Genomic DNA, 15,920 nt, shown 5'->3' with positions numbered 1-15,920 from the left:
CTAGACCTCGCTGATCTCGTAGACACTTCCCAACGCTGGGAAGTGGATCAGGGTCCGTAACACCGGCTTTCCTGTCGCAGCGAGAACCGCGCCCCGGTAGGCCGCCATTTGGCCAAGGTACTTTTCACGCACATGGCCTTCGGGATCGTTGCCCGGATACGTCTTGTGATCCACAAGCACGAATCCCTCCGGACCCTCAAGCAAAAGGTCGATCCATCCCTCCATCACCCTGTTCTCCGCCCGCCAGCCTATTGCGGCCTCGCGATGCCGAATCCAGCCGGGGAACTCAGAGTCCAGGTACTCCTCGAAGCGCGTTCCTGATGTCACCAGAAGCTCAGGGGCCACCAGATGTCCGATCTTCCAACGCTCAACGATGCGTTCAGCCAGGTCAAGCTGCTGCCCGGCATCGAGGGCGGCGTGTGCCGTGCCGAGGTAGGCATGGACGGCGCTGCCCACGGCGCCCCATTCGTCCGCGCCATGCGCTGCCAAGCGGGAGCCCAGCTCCGCAACCAGGAGCACCGTTGCTTCGTTACCGTCGGAACCCTCGGAGCTGGCGGTGAGGCGCGACGGCAAATGTAGGGCGAGGGGTAGCTGACTCGGCGCATCCGTGAAGCGCGCTGTCCAGGCCGCCGGGGCGGCAGCCTGCTCCACAGGTTCGAGTGTCGCCACCCGGGCAGGAAACGCGGCACCGCCAGCAACGCTCAGAGTGCCCGAGGTGCCGGGCCCCTCGGGTTCCCCCGACCGGTCGGCGTCGGAATCGTTGGCTTCGGACTCCTCGGCCACAGACCAGGACAGCAGGGACTCGACACCGAGATTGTTCAGCAGGCCGGGGATGTTGCCCTTCCCCGTCAGCACATTGGTCTCTACAGCCCTGGTCATGCCGACGTACATCAGTCGAGACATGTTCCGCCGCTCGCGCTCCTCGGCGTTCAAGGCCACTTGGCTTTGCTTGCCGCGGGCATCGAGCGGTGAGCCCGAATAGGGGAACGGACTGGGCCAGAAGCGAATCCAGCGTCCGGCGAGGGGCTGCTCAAGATCGAGGGTTCCGTCCTGCTCCACAGCGGCACCGAAGGCCGCGAAGCGAAGGTCCTTGTCCAGTGCCTCCATGACCACGACAGGCCACTCCAGCCCCTTGGCTTTGTGGTAGGTGAGGACGTTGACGACGTCCGGGCCTGCGTTCTCAGCCGACTGCTGCTGTTCCGAGCCGAAGAAAGTTAGGAATCCTCGCAAGGTGGCGGGCGAGTGGAGCGCCAGGCAACGCTCGTAGTAGTCCTCGAGGGTGCCGCGGAATGCGTCGAGGTTGCGCAGTCGTGTGGCAGGGGCAGACCAGGAGTTGATAAGCCGCGGAAGACCGAGCACACCCACCACGGCTTCGAAGACTTCCGTCGGTGTAGCCGTTTTGGCCGGCGTTCGCAGGGCGTCCAATGATGTCAGCAGAGGTTCCGTATTCCAGCGTTCAAGCACCGGTGCGGGGTCGACGGCGGGCAACAGTTCCTGCTGCCACATCCCGTTCGCGGGATGGTCAGGATGGAGGGCAACGATTTCGGTGAGCGCGACGGTGTCGTAGCCGTCCGCGACATAGGCCATGCCGGCGCGGGCCAGCTGGATCTCGCGGGCCTCGGCGAGCTTGCGCGGATTGCGGCTTGCGCGGATGCCCAAGGCATCAAGGGCAGCCGAGAGCGCTTCGACGTCGGCATTGGACCGGGTCAGCACAGCAACGTCTCCCGGCTGGATCTCGGCGCGGCGCGCCAGAAAATCAGCGACGCCGGCCGCCGTCGCACGCAAGCGCTCGGCGTCGTTGCTTTGCGGACGCGTCCACGCCTCGAGGTTTCCGGTGGACCAACCTTTGTGATCTTCCGGCAGCTCCAGGTGAACGGTTTCGTGCGCCATTCCGTGTTGCGCGAATACGGGCTCGAAAACGGCATTGGACAGATCGACGACGGCTTGGTGGGACCGCCAGGAATGCGAAAGCTGCCGCCTCGTGGGCACACGATCCACCACAGCCTGCATAAGGTCCGGATCGGTGCCGCGGAATTCGTAAATCGATTGCTTCGGATCGCCGACCCACACGGCTTCCTTTACCAAGCGGCCGAGCTGGAGGAAGAGCTCAAGCTGGAGCGGGCTCGTGTCCTGGAACTCGTCCACAACCAGGAAGCTGATGCGCCTCGCGAACGATGCGCGGAAGGCTTCGCTCTCCCGGGCCAGCCGGAGGACGAGCGTCTCCTGGTCCACGAAGTCCATGAGTCCATGAAGTCGTTTGAACTCGGCGTAGGTCCTGAGGCATTCAGCGGCACAGGCAAAGATGCGCCGGATGTATTCCTCCAAGTCCGAATGGAACGCCGGGTTGGAGAGGAGCCCCTCGTGAATGCGCTCGCGCAGGTCCCAAAAGATGGACTTGATCGGGGCGGCAGGGGCGGACGCGATGAAGCCGCGCCAGATCTCCCACGGGGTTTCGGCGACGGTGACCGCCTGATCGATCTTTTGGATCACCTTGGGGTACTGCTCGTTGAAACCCTTCGTGTTGATTTTCGCCGCTTTGCCGTCTGGGCCGATCCCAGTCTTCGCAAGAGTGTCGAGCTGTGCGCGCCGCTCAACAAACTCCCGGCGCCATGCCTCTCGATAGTCCTGGCCCGGGTCGTCCAGTAATTCCCGCAGCCCGCGCCAGGAACGCTCTGCGCAGGCAACAAGATCGTCCGCATTTAGGAGGTTGGTCCGGGCGGCGTCGACGATCCCGCGAACAGTCTCCTCCCACGGCTGTGCGTCCCGCGCCCCGTTTCCATCCGTACCCATTCGGCGCGCGATGGGCAGGATGTCTGTCCCATGCTCAGCGAGGATGGCGTCAGTGGCTAGGTGGAAGATCCCTTGGAGTTGCTCGTCACCGATTACTTCGAGCGCGGGGGAGAGCCCTGCATCGATCGCGTGCTCCTGGAGCAGTTTTCCGCAGACGCTGTTCACGGTCCCAATAAGGCTTGCGGGCAGTTGCTGTGCTGCGAGCTGTAGTGACTCCGCGAGACTGGCTTCTCCGGTGGAGGCGGCAGCTCCAGATTGCTCCAGAAGCCGCGCCCCGATGCGCTCCTTCAGCTCACCTGCCGCCTTCCTGGTGAAGGTGGTCGCCATGACGGCGCTGGCGGGCAATCCGTCCTCGATCTTCTCCGCGATCACCTGGGTGAGATGGAAAGTCTTCCCGGTTCCGGCACTCGCCGAGACCATGGTGACGTTGTCCAGCAGGTTCATGAGAAGTCCCCCTTCAATCCGCAGAGCACACCGAAGTCGCAGAAACGGCACGGCGGCTTGATGTGGTGCCGGCCGGCGTCGGCGTCAACTTGCGCGCGGTCAGGCGCATCCTCGGCGCGGGCGTCGTCGGCTGGCTGCGTTGCTGTGATCCGGCCGGCGAGCACCTCCTCGATGGTGAATTCTGCCGCGGCCACTGCCTGTGTCCAAAGCTGTTCGGGTCCTTGGGCCCGGGGCAGAGGGGTGCCGAAGTGCGTATGGGCCGAGGCGAAAGCGCCCTGTTTGAGGAGGTAGAACGCCGTCGGATCATCGGGTGGGGTGTCGCCGGAGTGGAGAGCCCACTGGTAGAGGGCCAGCTGGAGGGCAGTGCCCTGCTGGATTTCCTCGCGGCGGTATTTGGCGTTGTTGGTCCATTTGAGGTCGACGACGACGGTGCGGCCTTCGGTATCTATACCCACCGCGTCTGCGCTGCCTTTCATGGGGACGCTGAATTCTTCGTCGGCGGCGGACAACCGGATTTCCTTCTCGAAAGCCTGTTCAACCTCCTGGAGAGTTATGCCGCCGCGTGAAAGCTGGGTGAAGAAGGTGCTGATCGAAGCCACGAGCGTGGCGGTGACGGCGGCTCGGCGGCGGCGCTGGCCCGGCAGCAGCAACTCTGAAGCGTAGTGGGGCATTAGTTCGTCGACGGTTTGCCGGATCTCTGTTTCGTCCGGAACTGCGCGGTTCTCCGCGCGAAGGCGACTGTGGAGGACCTCGACTACCTTGTGCGCGAAGCTCCCGAGCATCTGGTTGTCTGTCGGGATACTGGCGGCGTCGGCTACGTGCAGTTGTGACTTCTTTTCAAGCACCCAGGCGAGGGAACAACCAAGAAGAGTCGACAGCTGGCTGAAGGACAGGCGATCGGGCCGGAGTGAGGGGTTGGCGTCCACTTCCTGGACCGGTGCGGGCTGAACCGGGCGATGCGGATCCACGCGAACCAGCAAGGTGCTCCGTCCAGCAAACTGCCAGTGCCCATCAGGACCCGTGAGCGCTCCGGGTTTGATGCTGAGTCGTTCGAGCCGTTCGGGGAGGGATCCTGCAACGCCATCGACCCGGACCGGCTGGGCGGCGACAAGCGCCTCAAGGAGCGGGTTGCCTTCGGTGCGTTCACCATTGAGCTGCTCGACCTGGACGATGACCAGGTTCCGGCAACGGCCGGCGGCGGCGAGAGTCTGCTCAATCGACAGAGCCGCAAGGTGTTCCGGCGACGGCACGTGCACGCCCACCCTGGCGAGGGTCTCGACGTCATGGGCGTCCCAACGCCGCCCCGGCGCCGTGGAAGCGTTGCGGAAGCCCCACCACAGGACGTTCTGGACGTCTTCGCCGAGTTCGTGCAGGTGGTTGAGCCGGAGCCAGGGGCTGGCTTCTGCGGCAACCAAAGGGTTGGACGTCGGAGTCACCACGGCCGAGACGATGCGCAGCAGCTCGCGGCGGGAGACACGCGGGAGGGGCGCGACGAGCTCCAGTATCCGCTGGAGTTGGGTGGACGCGGACTGCAAGACGGGGTCGACGGCGGCGCGGGCCCGCAGCCGGCCTGCGAGCCACATCGCGGTCCCTGCCAGTTTGGCTCCACTGACGGTGTCGCCGTTGATCAGCTCGGAGTTGAACGTGCGGTCGAGGACGGTGGCCAGCTCGGGGCCCAGATGATCGTCGTCGGAGATCTTTTGGATGGCTTCCTGCCACGCTTCGCCCCCGATACCGGGCGCCTGTTGGAGCGCGTGCAGGAGGTGACTAGCCGCTTTCCGTTTGACGGGGCTGCCGGGGAGTGTCAGGAATTCAGCGAGGAGCCGAACGTCGGCCGGGGCCCAGATGAGCTCGAAGAACAGTGGAATCAGCTGGTCCTGTGCCCGCCAGGGGGAGCGAGCGCCCACGCCGAGGCGGGGCAGTCCATGCCCAGCGAGGTACTGGTCAAGGACGGAGGTACTGTCCGAGCACACCACCGCGGTGCTGGCGTTGTCTCCGTTGGCAAGCCAGCGGGCTGTTTGCTCGGATGCGTCCCACTCGGTTTCGGCGGTGAGGACCGTTAGGTGTGGCTGGACGGTTGCGTGGGGCGCATCACCGACGCGGACGCCATGCCCTCGAAGCTTGGCGATAATACGTTGCCAGATAGCCGGGAAGGACGTCTCGGGGTGTTGGAGGATCAGTTGTTCGATCCCGAGCGGCAGAGGAGTATTGAGGGCTTCGAGCAGCTCCAAGGTGTCGTCTGCGAGCGAGGGGGCCAGGTACCCGGCGGCACGTTCCGCAGCGGCGAGTGTGCGAAGCAACGGCGAAGGATCCGTGAGGTCCGGATCATCTTCCGGCAGCGTGCCGTCCCAGCCGTTGCTGACAGCGTCGTCCCGGCCGTCGAGGAGCTCACGTGCGGTGGACCATGGATCCACCGCGAGCGAGTCGTGGAACCATTCGCCTGGTGTGTCAATTGACTGCAGGCGTTGCAGGTACTGGCTGACGCGCTCCGCATGCGGGGTGTCGGGGCGGGTGATGCCCAGCCGTGTCTGCAGCAGGGTGGTGAAACCCTTGCGGCCCACCCGCACATGGTTGAGACCAGGTTGGGTGTAGGCCCACGGCGCCCGGTCCAGAAACCACCCGAACTCAACGATCATTGTTGCCCCCAAGCTTTGTTGCTGGCTGTTGTTCCACGGTATGGCAGGGGCCTGACAGGATTGCTATCGACTCACCGTGCCGTTTTCTTAGCCGCTGTCCCCGCCAGACTCTGCGGCGGCGGCAAGCAGACGGTCAAAGCTCGTTATCCCATAGTCAGGAGGGGTGGCCGTGATGACGACCCGCGTTGTCCGGACCACGTTGTCCACACGCTTCACCGCGGGATTCCGCAGCGGCACAGCCGGTTGCTCCCTGACTGCCTGGAGCTCCAGCCCGGGAACACCGTTGACGAGCAGCGGGAGGGGTTCGCCGTTTTCGATCAGGGCCCTGAACTGTTGGGCCGACAACCGGTGGGCAATATTTCCTGTCAGCCCCACAATTATGTCGTTGACAGTTGCGGTCAGGTCCTCCAGAAATTTGCGTTCGGCAGAGGCCTTCCCCTTAATCGCGAGCGCCGTGAAGACGACGGCGAAGGCAGCGGTAAAGAGAGTGAATGCTCCACCGCTCCTGAGGCCGGGCACGAAGATCATGAGGACCAGGCACAGCACTGCGCCGATGATGGCGCACCCAATGAACAAGTTTCCGCCGTCCTGCGCTGGCCGGCCGCTCCACTGTTCGGACGTAAAGCTGCTGAGCACGATCCGCTCCGGCTGGGGATTTGGCATTACTTGTCTCCTTTCGCTTCCAGCAGGGCTTCGGCCAAGATGATGGCGTGCCGTGCGTCCTGGAGATCGCTGCGCAGGCCCGGGTCCGGGTTTACCACTGCAGCCGCGTCCGCCATCCCGCTGAGTTCGCCGATCGCCCTGCTGAGGTTCTCGCGCTCCTGCGAGAGCATCCTGGACGACGTCAGCTTGATCTTGCTCTTCTCCAGCCCGTTCAGGGATCTGTTGATCTCCTCGCAGCGTGCCCGGACCGCAGCTAATCGATCCTGGACCCGCTGCGTCCGGCTCCTGAAGAGGGGCTCCATTTTGAGCGCAATCTCGTGGAGCTCGATGATGGCAGCTCTTCGCCCAGGCTTTCCGGCGGTGTCTGCCAACAGCTCGTCGAACGGGCTGAGCCGCCGCTCCCAAAGCTGATGACCGATGTTGTTCTGGCGAAAAAGCAGCGTCAGAATCTCAAGGGTTTTGTTCAGGGTGTCGCGCCGCACGATGAGTTTGGCGCTGGCGGCGTCAAGCCGCCCGATGAACTCCGCGTAGTTGTCCACCTGCGCTGTGCTCTTGAGTGACCATGGCACTTTGTTTGGCTCCGACATCACGCCGCGCCCAAATCGGTGCCGTTGCTCGCCGTGACGCTGCCAAAGTTGTACTCGCGAAGGGACAGGGAACGCTCTGGTTCTTTGAGCAGCGCCATGGTCTTGGATTCGATCTGGCGGATACGTTCGCGGGTCACGCCGTAGACTTTCCCAATCGCATCCAGCGTCTTTTCCTCGCCATCGTCCAGGCCAAAGCGCATCGCGACGACGCCGGCTTCCCGCTCCTTTAGAGTGTCCAGGACCGCGTGGACCTGGGCTTTGAGCTGTTCCATGACGATGCGGTCTATGACGTCCATGTCCGATGGATCCACCAGCTGGTCCGCCAGCGGCTCCAGGCCACCTCTGCCGTCCGGGACGAGGACGTCCAAGGAATGCACGGACTTGTCCAGGGAGAGAAGATGATCGACTTTATCCGCGGACTGACCCGTGAGCTTGCCGAGCTCTTCAGCGGTGTGGACAAGGCCCTTCTTGGCGGCTTCGCGCTGTACAGACTGCACCTTGTGGATTTGCTCCACCATGTGAACTGGGAGCCTGATGATCCGTCCCTGGTCGGCCAGGGCCCGGGTCACAGCCTGCCGGATCCACCACGTTGCGTACGTGGAGAACTTGAAACCCAGCGTGTAGTCGAACTTGCAGACTGCCCGATGGAGGCCGATGTTGCCCTCCTGGATCAGGTCCAGGAGATCCATGCCCTGATACACGTACTTCTTGACTATGGACACGACCAGCCGGAGGTTGGCGTTGAGCAGAGAATCGGCGGCGTGCTCACCCAACTGTGCGATGGCCCGGAGCTCGCGGGACTCCCGGCGGCCGCGGGGAGTCGAGTCTCCCAGCAGGTGTGTGGCGTAGAGTCCTGCCTCGATCTCCTGGGCAAGCTCCACTTCCTGCTCGGCTGTCAGCAGTTCGGCGCGGCCCGCCCGGCGGAGGTAATCGGACACCGCATCGTCGCTGAAGCCCTCTGTGCTGGCAAGTTCCTCAAGCCACTCCTGGTCTTCAAGATCAAAGGATGAGGGCTGGGGCTCATCAACAGGTTCATCGACCGCGGTTACCGGTGTGGGTTCGGAAACCTGAGGTTCGTCAACCTCCGCCCGTCTGAGGAAGTTCTGCAACCGGTCCAGGTCCGTCTTGATGTCGAAGAAGTCAACGTTGCGCGCGAACGGCAGTACCTGGCCAAGGAATTCCTCGCCCTGCACGTCGGGATCCTCAACGGTGCCGTTGGAGTAGAGAACGACGAGACGGCCGACCCGGCCGTCGGCCTTCTTACGGATGACACGCCCGAGCCGCTGCACCATCTGGCGCTGGCTGCGGTTGGCCGCGACGATGATCCCGAGGTCTGCTTCGGGGACGTCGATGCCTTCATCGAGCAGCCGGGGTGCGGCAAGGATCTGCGACGCGCCGCTGCGGAAGTCCTCCATGCCCTGCCTACGGTCGTCCTTGGCCATCCCGCTGAACAGCGCCGAGGCCTTGGACCCCATAGAGGTGTACAGCTCCTGCGCCCGGCGCGCGGACTCCTGGGTCTGCGTGAAGATGAGCGTCCCGCGGGACGCATCGACCGTCTCCTTCAGGGCTGCCAACGCGTGGTACTTCGTCTTGGCCTCGGCCAGCAGTGTGAGCCGGGACGCCATAGCCCGCATGTACTTGCGTGCAACCGTCGCTTCCCTGCTCGGTGACTCCGATCCGGCGAGCGTGGCTACCGCAGCGATGAACTGGTGGAAGGGCCGCCGGGGGATTCCGGCGTAGGACTCCAGGTTTCGGGCGGCCTCGGACATCGTGCTGGAAAATTCCTCGTAGTCGATCTGCTCGGAGGGCGTCAGATCGACGCCGACGAGAGCGATGTCGAAGGGCGCAATGACCTCGTCCTTCAGGGCCCGGTCGTACCAGAGCTTGTAGATGACTCCACCGAAGTAGGGCGTCAGGAGGTTCTCGTGCTCACCGTCGGACCTCTCATAGGTTGCCGTCAGCCCAAGACGCCACGCGTACCCTTCCTGCAGGGCGCCGGTGAACATGGGAGCCGCATAGCGGTGGCACTCGTCCGCAATAATTAATCCGGCCTTGTGGGTACGGAGCGTTTCCCGGTTGGATGCCGAATGCACGATGGCCACGAGGATGTCGACGTCGTCCAGCGAGTCCGCGCGGCCGTCACCGAGCGCACCACGCCGCGCCTTAGGCAGGTCGCGCTTCAGGGACGCCAGCCATTGGCGCTGGAGCTCAGCCGTGGGCACCAGAATGAGGACCTTAATGCCCTGCCGGACCGCTTCGAAAGCAGCGGCGATTCCCACCCGGGTCTTACCGGAACCGGTGACTGCCTCCACCACGCCCCGGCGGGCGTTGGAGTGCCAAGCCTTCAGCGCTTCCTGCTGCCATCCGTACAGGAAGGCGTAGTCGTAGGAGGCAGGCACTGACGCGGGCGCAACCGCGGTGGGCACCCGCGGAAGCGTCGCGATCGGGTGCGGCCCGGCGTCGACCAGTTCTGGCATTTTCATCCCCCATTGGACGGTTCTGGATCTACTGCCTGAAGACTATGGCGTGGCACCGACATTTAAGGTGAGCAGTGCCACTACCCGTCTTTCAGCGCGGGCTTCCATACTTGGGTCCGCGACAAAGCGGACTTCAGCGCCCGTCCACCCGCCTCCTCCAGCAACCCGGAATCGCCAACCACCACCAGCAGGCTCCGCGCGCGGGACAGCCCGACGTAGAGCTGCTCGGCCGCCCGCTCCATGTCCTTGAATCCGTTGACGCACAGCACCACGACCGACCGCTCCAGCCCCTTGAACCCCAGAACATGGCCGTAGAATTCGGATTCGCCTGCGTGGAAGTCGCGCCAGTATTCTTCGGTGGCTTCGCGTTCGAAGTAATCCAGATGTATTGGATGACGCTCTTTGGTGGTGAGGAGCGCGATCTGGTTGTTGGCCCAGCCTTCGTCGATAAGCGCTTCTACACAGTCTCCGGCGATTTCGAGTGCCTGGTCGGTGGGGCAATCCACGAACCGGACGGGCAGGCCGGTACTTCCCCGCGGCGTGAAGTGTTCGCCGGCAAGTGGTTTGAAAGTGTCCGCTATCTTGCGGGTGTTGCGGAGGTTTTCGTCGATGTGGATGGGCACGAAGGTGGCCATCGGGCCATCGGCGAGGTCCGCCGTCGCGCCTCCCCACCTGCGGTAGACGTCCTGGCGGTCGTCCATGAAGGCATAGACCTCGCCGCGTTCGGGGTCCTTCGTGCAGGCGAGCAGCGCGTCCCACCACAGCGGGGCAAAGTCCTGGGCTTCGTCCACGACGACGGCATCGAGCCGATCCTGCGGATCCATGGTGGCTGCCAGTTCCTTCAGCAGACGGGGCATCTCGACGTCGAAGTAGTCCTGCCCGGAACCGTCCGGAACGCCCAGCCCGCGGACGTACTCGTGGAACTCGCCGGTGAACACGGGCTTGGCCTGGCGCCACGGGGAGACGCGGTCCTGAAGATACTGCCCCAGGCCCTTGTTGTAGCAGAAGAGGCCCACCCGCTTACCCTGTTTGCTGAGCAGGCGGGCCTTTTCGACGGCGAGCCAGGTCTTTCCGCTTCCCGCACCGCCCGTGAAACGGATGCGGGGGAGTGAGCGTGTGGCCTGGAGCAGCACGGCCTGGCGCTCGGTGAGGTGGTCCTGGGTGGCCTCATCTTCCGCCGGATTGCCGGAAAGTCCGACGGCGGTGTCCAGGTTCCCGCTCAGCTTGCGGACAACGCGGTCCACGAAAGCCGCGGCCAGCGGGGAGGCGCCGCCTCCTTCGTTTTCTATCGCCCGGCGCACGAGTTCGGCGGGCGACTTGCTGTCGGTCTGGTCGAGGAAGAGCGTGCGCGGACAGCCGGCCATGGTCCAGTCGCGTGGCACGTCGGTGTAGGGCAGGCTGACCATGTAGACGCTGCGGCTGCTCACGCGGGAACCGAGCTCGTTTTCGAGCCAGTTTTTCAGCGCGTGGAGTGAGCTCTGCGACTGCGCCACGGGGCTCTGAATCTTGCGCTTGTTGGATCGGTCTGACTGGTACCACTGTCCGTCGGCGATGCTGACCTGGCCGCCTTTGACCTCGATGGCGGCCATGCCCACTCCGGGCCAGAGAACCAGCAGGTCTATCTCGTATTCGTTCCGGCCGTCGCGGACTTGGACGGAGTGGGCCAGGACGCACTCGTCCGGGAGGCTGTTCTTCAGTGCCGTCCAGACTGCCTTTTCCGCCTGCTGTCCGTCGCCGAATTCCGGTTCTTCCGGTATGCACCTCATTGTCGCCCCCAAATCAGATGAACCGGTTGTCCGGCCTTGCGCTGATTCAAACGTTAGCGGGGAGCGGCTTCTTCGCCGGCGCGACACGAACACTGCCGGTTAGGGCAGCGTTCCGTCGTGGACTGTCACACTGGACAGTTCAATGACGCCGTCGGCGCACTTCCAATAGTGGAGGCGCCGTGCCGCCGGGACATTCTGTTCGATATAGAGCCGCCAGCAGACGTCCTGGCCGTTGTTGCGGGTCAAGGTAACGGATCCTCCGGAAGCACTAGTACGAAACTGGTGGGCTTCGCGGGCGCTCAGCTTTGCTGGATCATTCACCAGAAGGTCAATTATGGCTTTGAAGGCTTTCTTCTGCTTCTCCTTCGGTTGCTCGCTGAGGCTGGTGAGAAAGTCTTCTCCGAGCCGATAGCGTCCGAGGGCGAGCCGGACCTTGTCGACGGCCGAAATCTGCACCGCCCATGTGGTGTTAAGCAGGAATCGAAAGTTCTCTTCCGGGTCCAGGAATACACTCTCCGGGGTTGCCTCCTCCTTGCGGACACCGCGCAACTTCTTCCTCAAATCGGAGAGCTGCTTGTTTGCGGCGGCCAGGTCACGGCGAAGCCGATCGGCTTCCTGCTGCACACCGGAAAGCTCGGCTGCCTGCTGACGGCCCAGCATGACGTCCGCGTCCAGCTGAGCTGCCTGCACCTGGTGCTGATGGTTCGCCGACCGCAGACCGGTGAGCTCCAGCTCGAGCTGCTGCCGCCTGCCCCGTTCGGCAGCCAGCGCGAGTTCAACGGATTTCAGCGCTGTTGCCCCTGAGCCCGGACTCGGGCTCTGCGCACCCTTGGCTTGCGGGATCAGCCGGGTGTGCGGGGCCTCGGACACCTTCTGCAGAAGATCGCGGCCGGGAACCAGCCAGGGCCCTCCGCCCGGAACGAGCTCAGGAGCGCTTAGCACGGGTTCGGAGTCGTCGACGTCGAGCATCGACAGCCTTATCTGACCGCTTCTTCGGTGGAGCCTAACTGTGACAACTTCACCCACCGTCAGGAGGTCGGCCACTGAATCCAGCTCATTGGAGGAGATGCTGCTGAGAGCTGCCGTGTGGGAGTGTCCGGGAACCAAAGCCAGATCTGCCGAGCCTGACCCCACTGACCGGACAAGCGCCGGCACCAAATCGCCGTCAGTGCGACCTTCGCCCGGGGCAGGCAGTTCGATGGCGGCGATCGAAAAGATTCGTTTCCCTGTGTCGAATTCACCGGAAATGGCCATGCCCTCGCGCAGGATCCAATGCAGCGGGAGGCCAAGCCCGGTGGCCTCCTCTGGCAGGAATACTTGCGACCCGCTGCTTAGTTCCACAACAGCCCGGGAGCCGTCGCGGGCAATGCTTTGGACCAGTCCGGACTCCCGGGGGTCACCTTTGCTGGCCGGACTGGCTGTCTTCCAGCCGCCTGAAAATGCGAGATCCTCGGCGTCGCTGATAATTTTCGCAGTTACGGGCCCGATGTCGGCCCGGCACCGCACAAGCCGAAGAGGGCTGCTGTACGGATCCTGGATCCATTTCACGCCGGGCGGATAAACCCTGGCGGCGCTGCCGAAAATGTGGGTGTCAACGGGGAGGAGGCCCTCAAGTTCATAGGTCGCTGGCCCGTTCGTGATAACCACGACGTCGGCAATCCCCTTTAGTTCCAGCGCGATGCTTTCGCTGTCCAGCCGGGGAGAGTCCTCATCGAAGAACCGGGAGATCACAACCACCGGCCGCAGGCGCGAGGGGTCCAGCAGAAGGGCAGCCAAATCCTGTGGCTTCGGATCCGTGCTGGGACGCGTGGGAGCGACGTCACGTGGCTGTTCGGCGGCAAGAGTGGGCTGAGAAGACTGGCGATGGCGATGACGCTTTGGCATTGCTTGCTCCTCGAACGATTCTCAGCTTGCGCGCCGCAGGTCCCGGACCACGCCGCCGGTTTCGTAGTCCAGGATGACGCCGCCATCGGGACCGGGGCCGCCGGGGAATTCTCCGCTGTGCCACCGGATTTTTTTGGGATCATCGCAGCGCCGGCCGTATCTCAGAGTCTCGAGTAGCTGGTGCCCCGCCTCCACAGCCGGAATGCCTTGCTTGTACCAGTTCGGGACTTCCCCGTCTGGCGCGGACCAACCATTTCTTACGAGGTAGTCGGTATCAATTGGCCACTCGTCAGCGGAAAGGAAGTCCTCCGATACGATCTCGCACCAAACCCCGTCCGCGCTCGGATTGGCCTGAGCGTAGGGCAGGCGTGGTCCGTCACCTTCGTCACCGTAGTCGATACCCAGGAAGGAGTTCCATGGCATGTTGGCGAGCACTTCACTGACCAGTTCGCCCGCCCTCGCCCAGTGTTCTTCGATGGCATTTTCTTCCCTGAGATGGTTGACCATTCCGTCGAACTCATCTTCAACTTCGGGTGGCATGACCGCCCCGATCACCGACTCCCAGGCTCCGAAGTACCGGCGCATTGCGATAACTGACCATCGATCGCGTCCAGCGGCTGCTTCGGCAGTCACCCAACTGTCGTAGCTGGACACATCCTTGGGCGATCCGAAATAGCTGTACACCCTCAAGAAGGTTCGGGATGCCTCCTCATAATCAACTGGGCTGAACCGCTCCTGTGGGGATGGCGGTGTCAGACCAGCGGCCTCAAGGGCAATTGCCCACGAGCCCCGGCCTACCTGCTCGCGAATCACGGACGCCGGAACCAGCCATCCAAGCCCGCTGTTGTCCGGTTCCTGTGCCAGCAGCACGGCTGTATCCCCGTAGTCCGAATAGGAAATTCCGGCCGCTTCCCCTGTTCTGATGGCCTCGGCTGTTTTTTCAACGGTGGCAATGACTTCGGCTATCTGGGACGCAGTTAGTCGCCCTGTTTGCAGCTCCCGGAATTCTGCTACGCCCGGTAAGGGAATTTTCCCGAGCGCATAGCGATAATCGGGGTCCACGCCGCGATGCCGCCCCGTAACGTATAGCAAGCTAAGCGTCTCGATTGACCGCACCTCCGGAACATGGGCCCTCCTGACGTGGGACACCCGGTGGTGATTGTCCTGGAGAAACTCGAATCTTCGGAACAACTCGACAGCGATGTCAACGTCGAGGGGCACTCCGAGGGCAGCCACGACCTTGGGTACGTCCAGGGCGTCGATCCCGGCGCTCATCAGCCGTTCGGCTCGTTCCATTTCCTCAACAAGGAGTTGCGCCGTCACCGAGCACCGTTTCCGGAGTGCTCTTGAACGCTGCTCCTCGCCTTTGTCCGCTACTCGAGTGCTGAGCAGACGCAATAACTGGTAGCTGTCCATATCCAGGGCGGCCGCAATGCACCTCAGGGGGTCGCCGGCGAGGAATGACGTCATGGCTTGAACGATCGGGCTTCCCGGGTCACCGGTAGCCATTGGATCGAAGTGTCCTGTCATGTGGGGATCCCCTCGGGTGATGTGTCAATTGTGTGCTTGATTCGCCGCGGCCTGCGCCGATGCACAGTCATCCCGCATTTCTCAGAGTCTGAACTTCGCCGGCCAGAGCGTGTTCGATGGTCACGCCGTGGTCCCGTTCCGGTCCGCTGATGGGCTGCCGGGTGCCCCAACGGAGCTGCCATGGATCAGGGCACAGCCGCCCATACCTCAGGCCGTTGAGGAGTTGATGCCCCGCCTCGTGGAAGGGCACTTTCTCCTTGCACCAGTTTGGAACCTCGTCATCCGGTGTAATCCAACCTTCTGACTTCAAAAGATCTGCATCGACCGGCCACTGATCGGCAGGCAACAATCCCTCGGAGACTACCTCGCACCAAATGCCGTCGGCCCCGCGCGTAGCCTCCGCATAGGGCCGCAGTGATACATCGGCGTCGCCGTACTGGATATGCAGAGACCTGTTACGGGGCATGTTCGCCAGCAGTTCGCTGATGTAGTCGCCCGCGCGCACCCAGGCCGCTTCCAACGCTGAATCCGTGCAATCGAAGAGGGTTGCATCATCAGAGCCAGGATATGAACTGGAACCCTTCTCGCACCCTGCATCGCCCTGGTAATCCAGAACCTGACCGAGAGCCTCATTCCAGCCGCCATAGTGGTCTATGACCTCCAGTGCTGACGGACGGTTGCCTCCCAGTGCAGTCTCCGCTGTGACCCAGCGGTCATAAACCTCGAGAGTTAACGGAGAGTCAAAGTCGGTACATTCTTCGGAGTAATCGCTGAGCGCCGCGACGAAGGCGTCTGCTCCCAAACGATCAGCGGCTTTGAGTAGCTTCAGCCGGACTGTGTTCAGGGCCTGCTCCCAGCTTCCAGCACCGAGGCGTCGCACCAGGGTTGAGGCAGGTGGAGGCCATGGGTAGGTGTCATCGGAGATGTAATCTCTGAGGCGCCTTGCAAGTAAGTCCGCCGTCGCATCATATTCCGTGACGGACAGGGACGTGGCGGCACGTGCACGGATGGCTAACTTGGTGGTCTCAGCGACCGCTAAGCCTGAATCCACCGGTCCGCTGGGGCGGGTAGCCCGTTTCTGAATTTTGGCGGTTTTCCTATCTCGGGCAGGGCGGCGTTCCGGGCCTTTCTACCCTTCGGTGT

9 protein-coding genes are annotated in these 15,920 nt (G+C 63.2%); all 9 read right to left on the bottom strand.

Features of this window, described 5'->3' with window-relative positions; genetic code table 11:
• Nucleotides 1–3,234: a UvrD-helicase domain-containing protein gene (locus AC50YA_RS20060; RefSeq protein WP_494983956.1), complete on the bottom strand. Its 3,234-nt coding sequence runs from the start codon at nt 3,232–3,234 to the stop codon at nt 1–3.
• Entirely contained in the window at nt 3,231–5,882 is a 2,652-nt protein-coding gene (locus AC50YA_RS20055; RefSeq protein ID WP_494983955.1) for a PD-(D/E)XK nuclease family protein, read from the bottom strand. The genes AC50YA_RS20060 and AC50YA_RS20055 overlap by 4 nt, the downstream gene beginning before the upstream one ends.
• Nucleotides 5,883–5,957: 75 nt before the next feature.
• Nucleotides 5,958–6,533, bottom strand: coding sequence for a hypothetical protein (locus tag AC50YA_RS20050; RefSeq protein ID WP_494983954.1), 576 nt, complete (start codon nt 6,531–6,533; stop codon nt 5,958–5,960).
• A complete protein-coding gene (locus AC50YA_RS20045) occupies nt 6,533–7,102 on the bottom strand; it encodes a hypothetical protein (protein ID WP_494983953.1) in 570 nt (189 codons plus the stop codon). Before AC50YA_RS20045 ends, AC50YA_RS20050 begins: the two co-directional genes overlap by 1 nt.
• A gap of 17 nt (nt 7,103–7,119) precedes the next feature.
• A complete protein-coding gene (locus tag AC50YA_RS20040; RefSeq protein ID WP_494983952.1) occupies nt 7,120–9,597 on the bottom strand; it encodes a sigma-70 family RNA polymerase sigma factor in 2,478 nt (825 codons plus the stop codon).
• Between the two features lie 80 nt (nt 9,598–9,677).
• On the bottom strand, nt 9,678–11,363 hold the full coding sequence (locus tag AC50YA_RS20035) for a nuclease-related domain-containing DEAD/DEAH box helicase (protein ID WP_494983951.1): 1,686 nt from the start codon (nt 11,361–11,363) through the stop codon (nt 9,678–9,680).
• 99 nt (nt 11,364–11,462) lie between these two features.
• Nucleotides 11,463–13,247, bottom strand: a complete 1,785-nt coding sequence (locus AC50YA_RS20030; RefSeq protein ID WP_494983950.1) for a hypothetical protein — start codon at nt 13,245–13,247, stop codon at nt 11,463–11,465.
• Nucleotides 13,248–13,268: 21 nt separating this feature from the next.
• Nucleotides 13,269–14,777 (bottom strand): TY-Chap domain-containing protein, encoded by a 1,509-nt coding sequence (locus AC50YA_RS20025; protein ID WP_494983949.1) that lies wholly within the window; start codon nt 14,775–14,777, stop codon nt 13,269–13,271.
• A 67-nt stretch (nt 14,778–14,844) separates the two neighbouring features.
• Nucleotides 14,845–15,657: a TY-Chap domain-containing protein gene (locus AC50YA_RS20020; protein ID WP_494983948.1), complete on the bottom strand. Its 813-nt coding sequence runs from the start codon at nt 15,655–15,657 to the stop codon at nt 14,845–14,847.
• Nucleotides 15,658–15,920 lie beyond the last annotated feature (263 nt).

The organism is Pseudarthrobacter sp. RHLT3-21 (assembly GCF_059383495.1).
The sequence above is the reverse complement of the archived record's forward strand: the minus strand, read 5'-3'. Positions and strand labels throughout refer to the sequence as shown.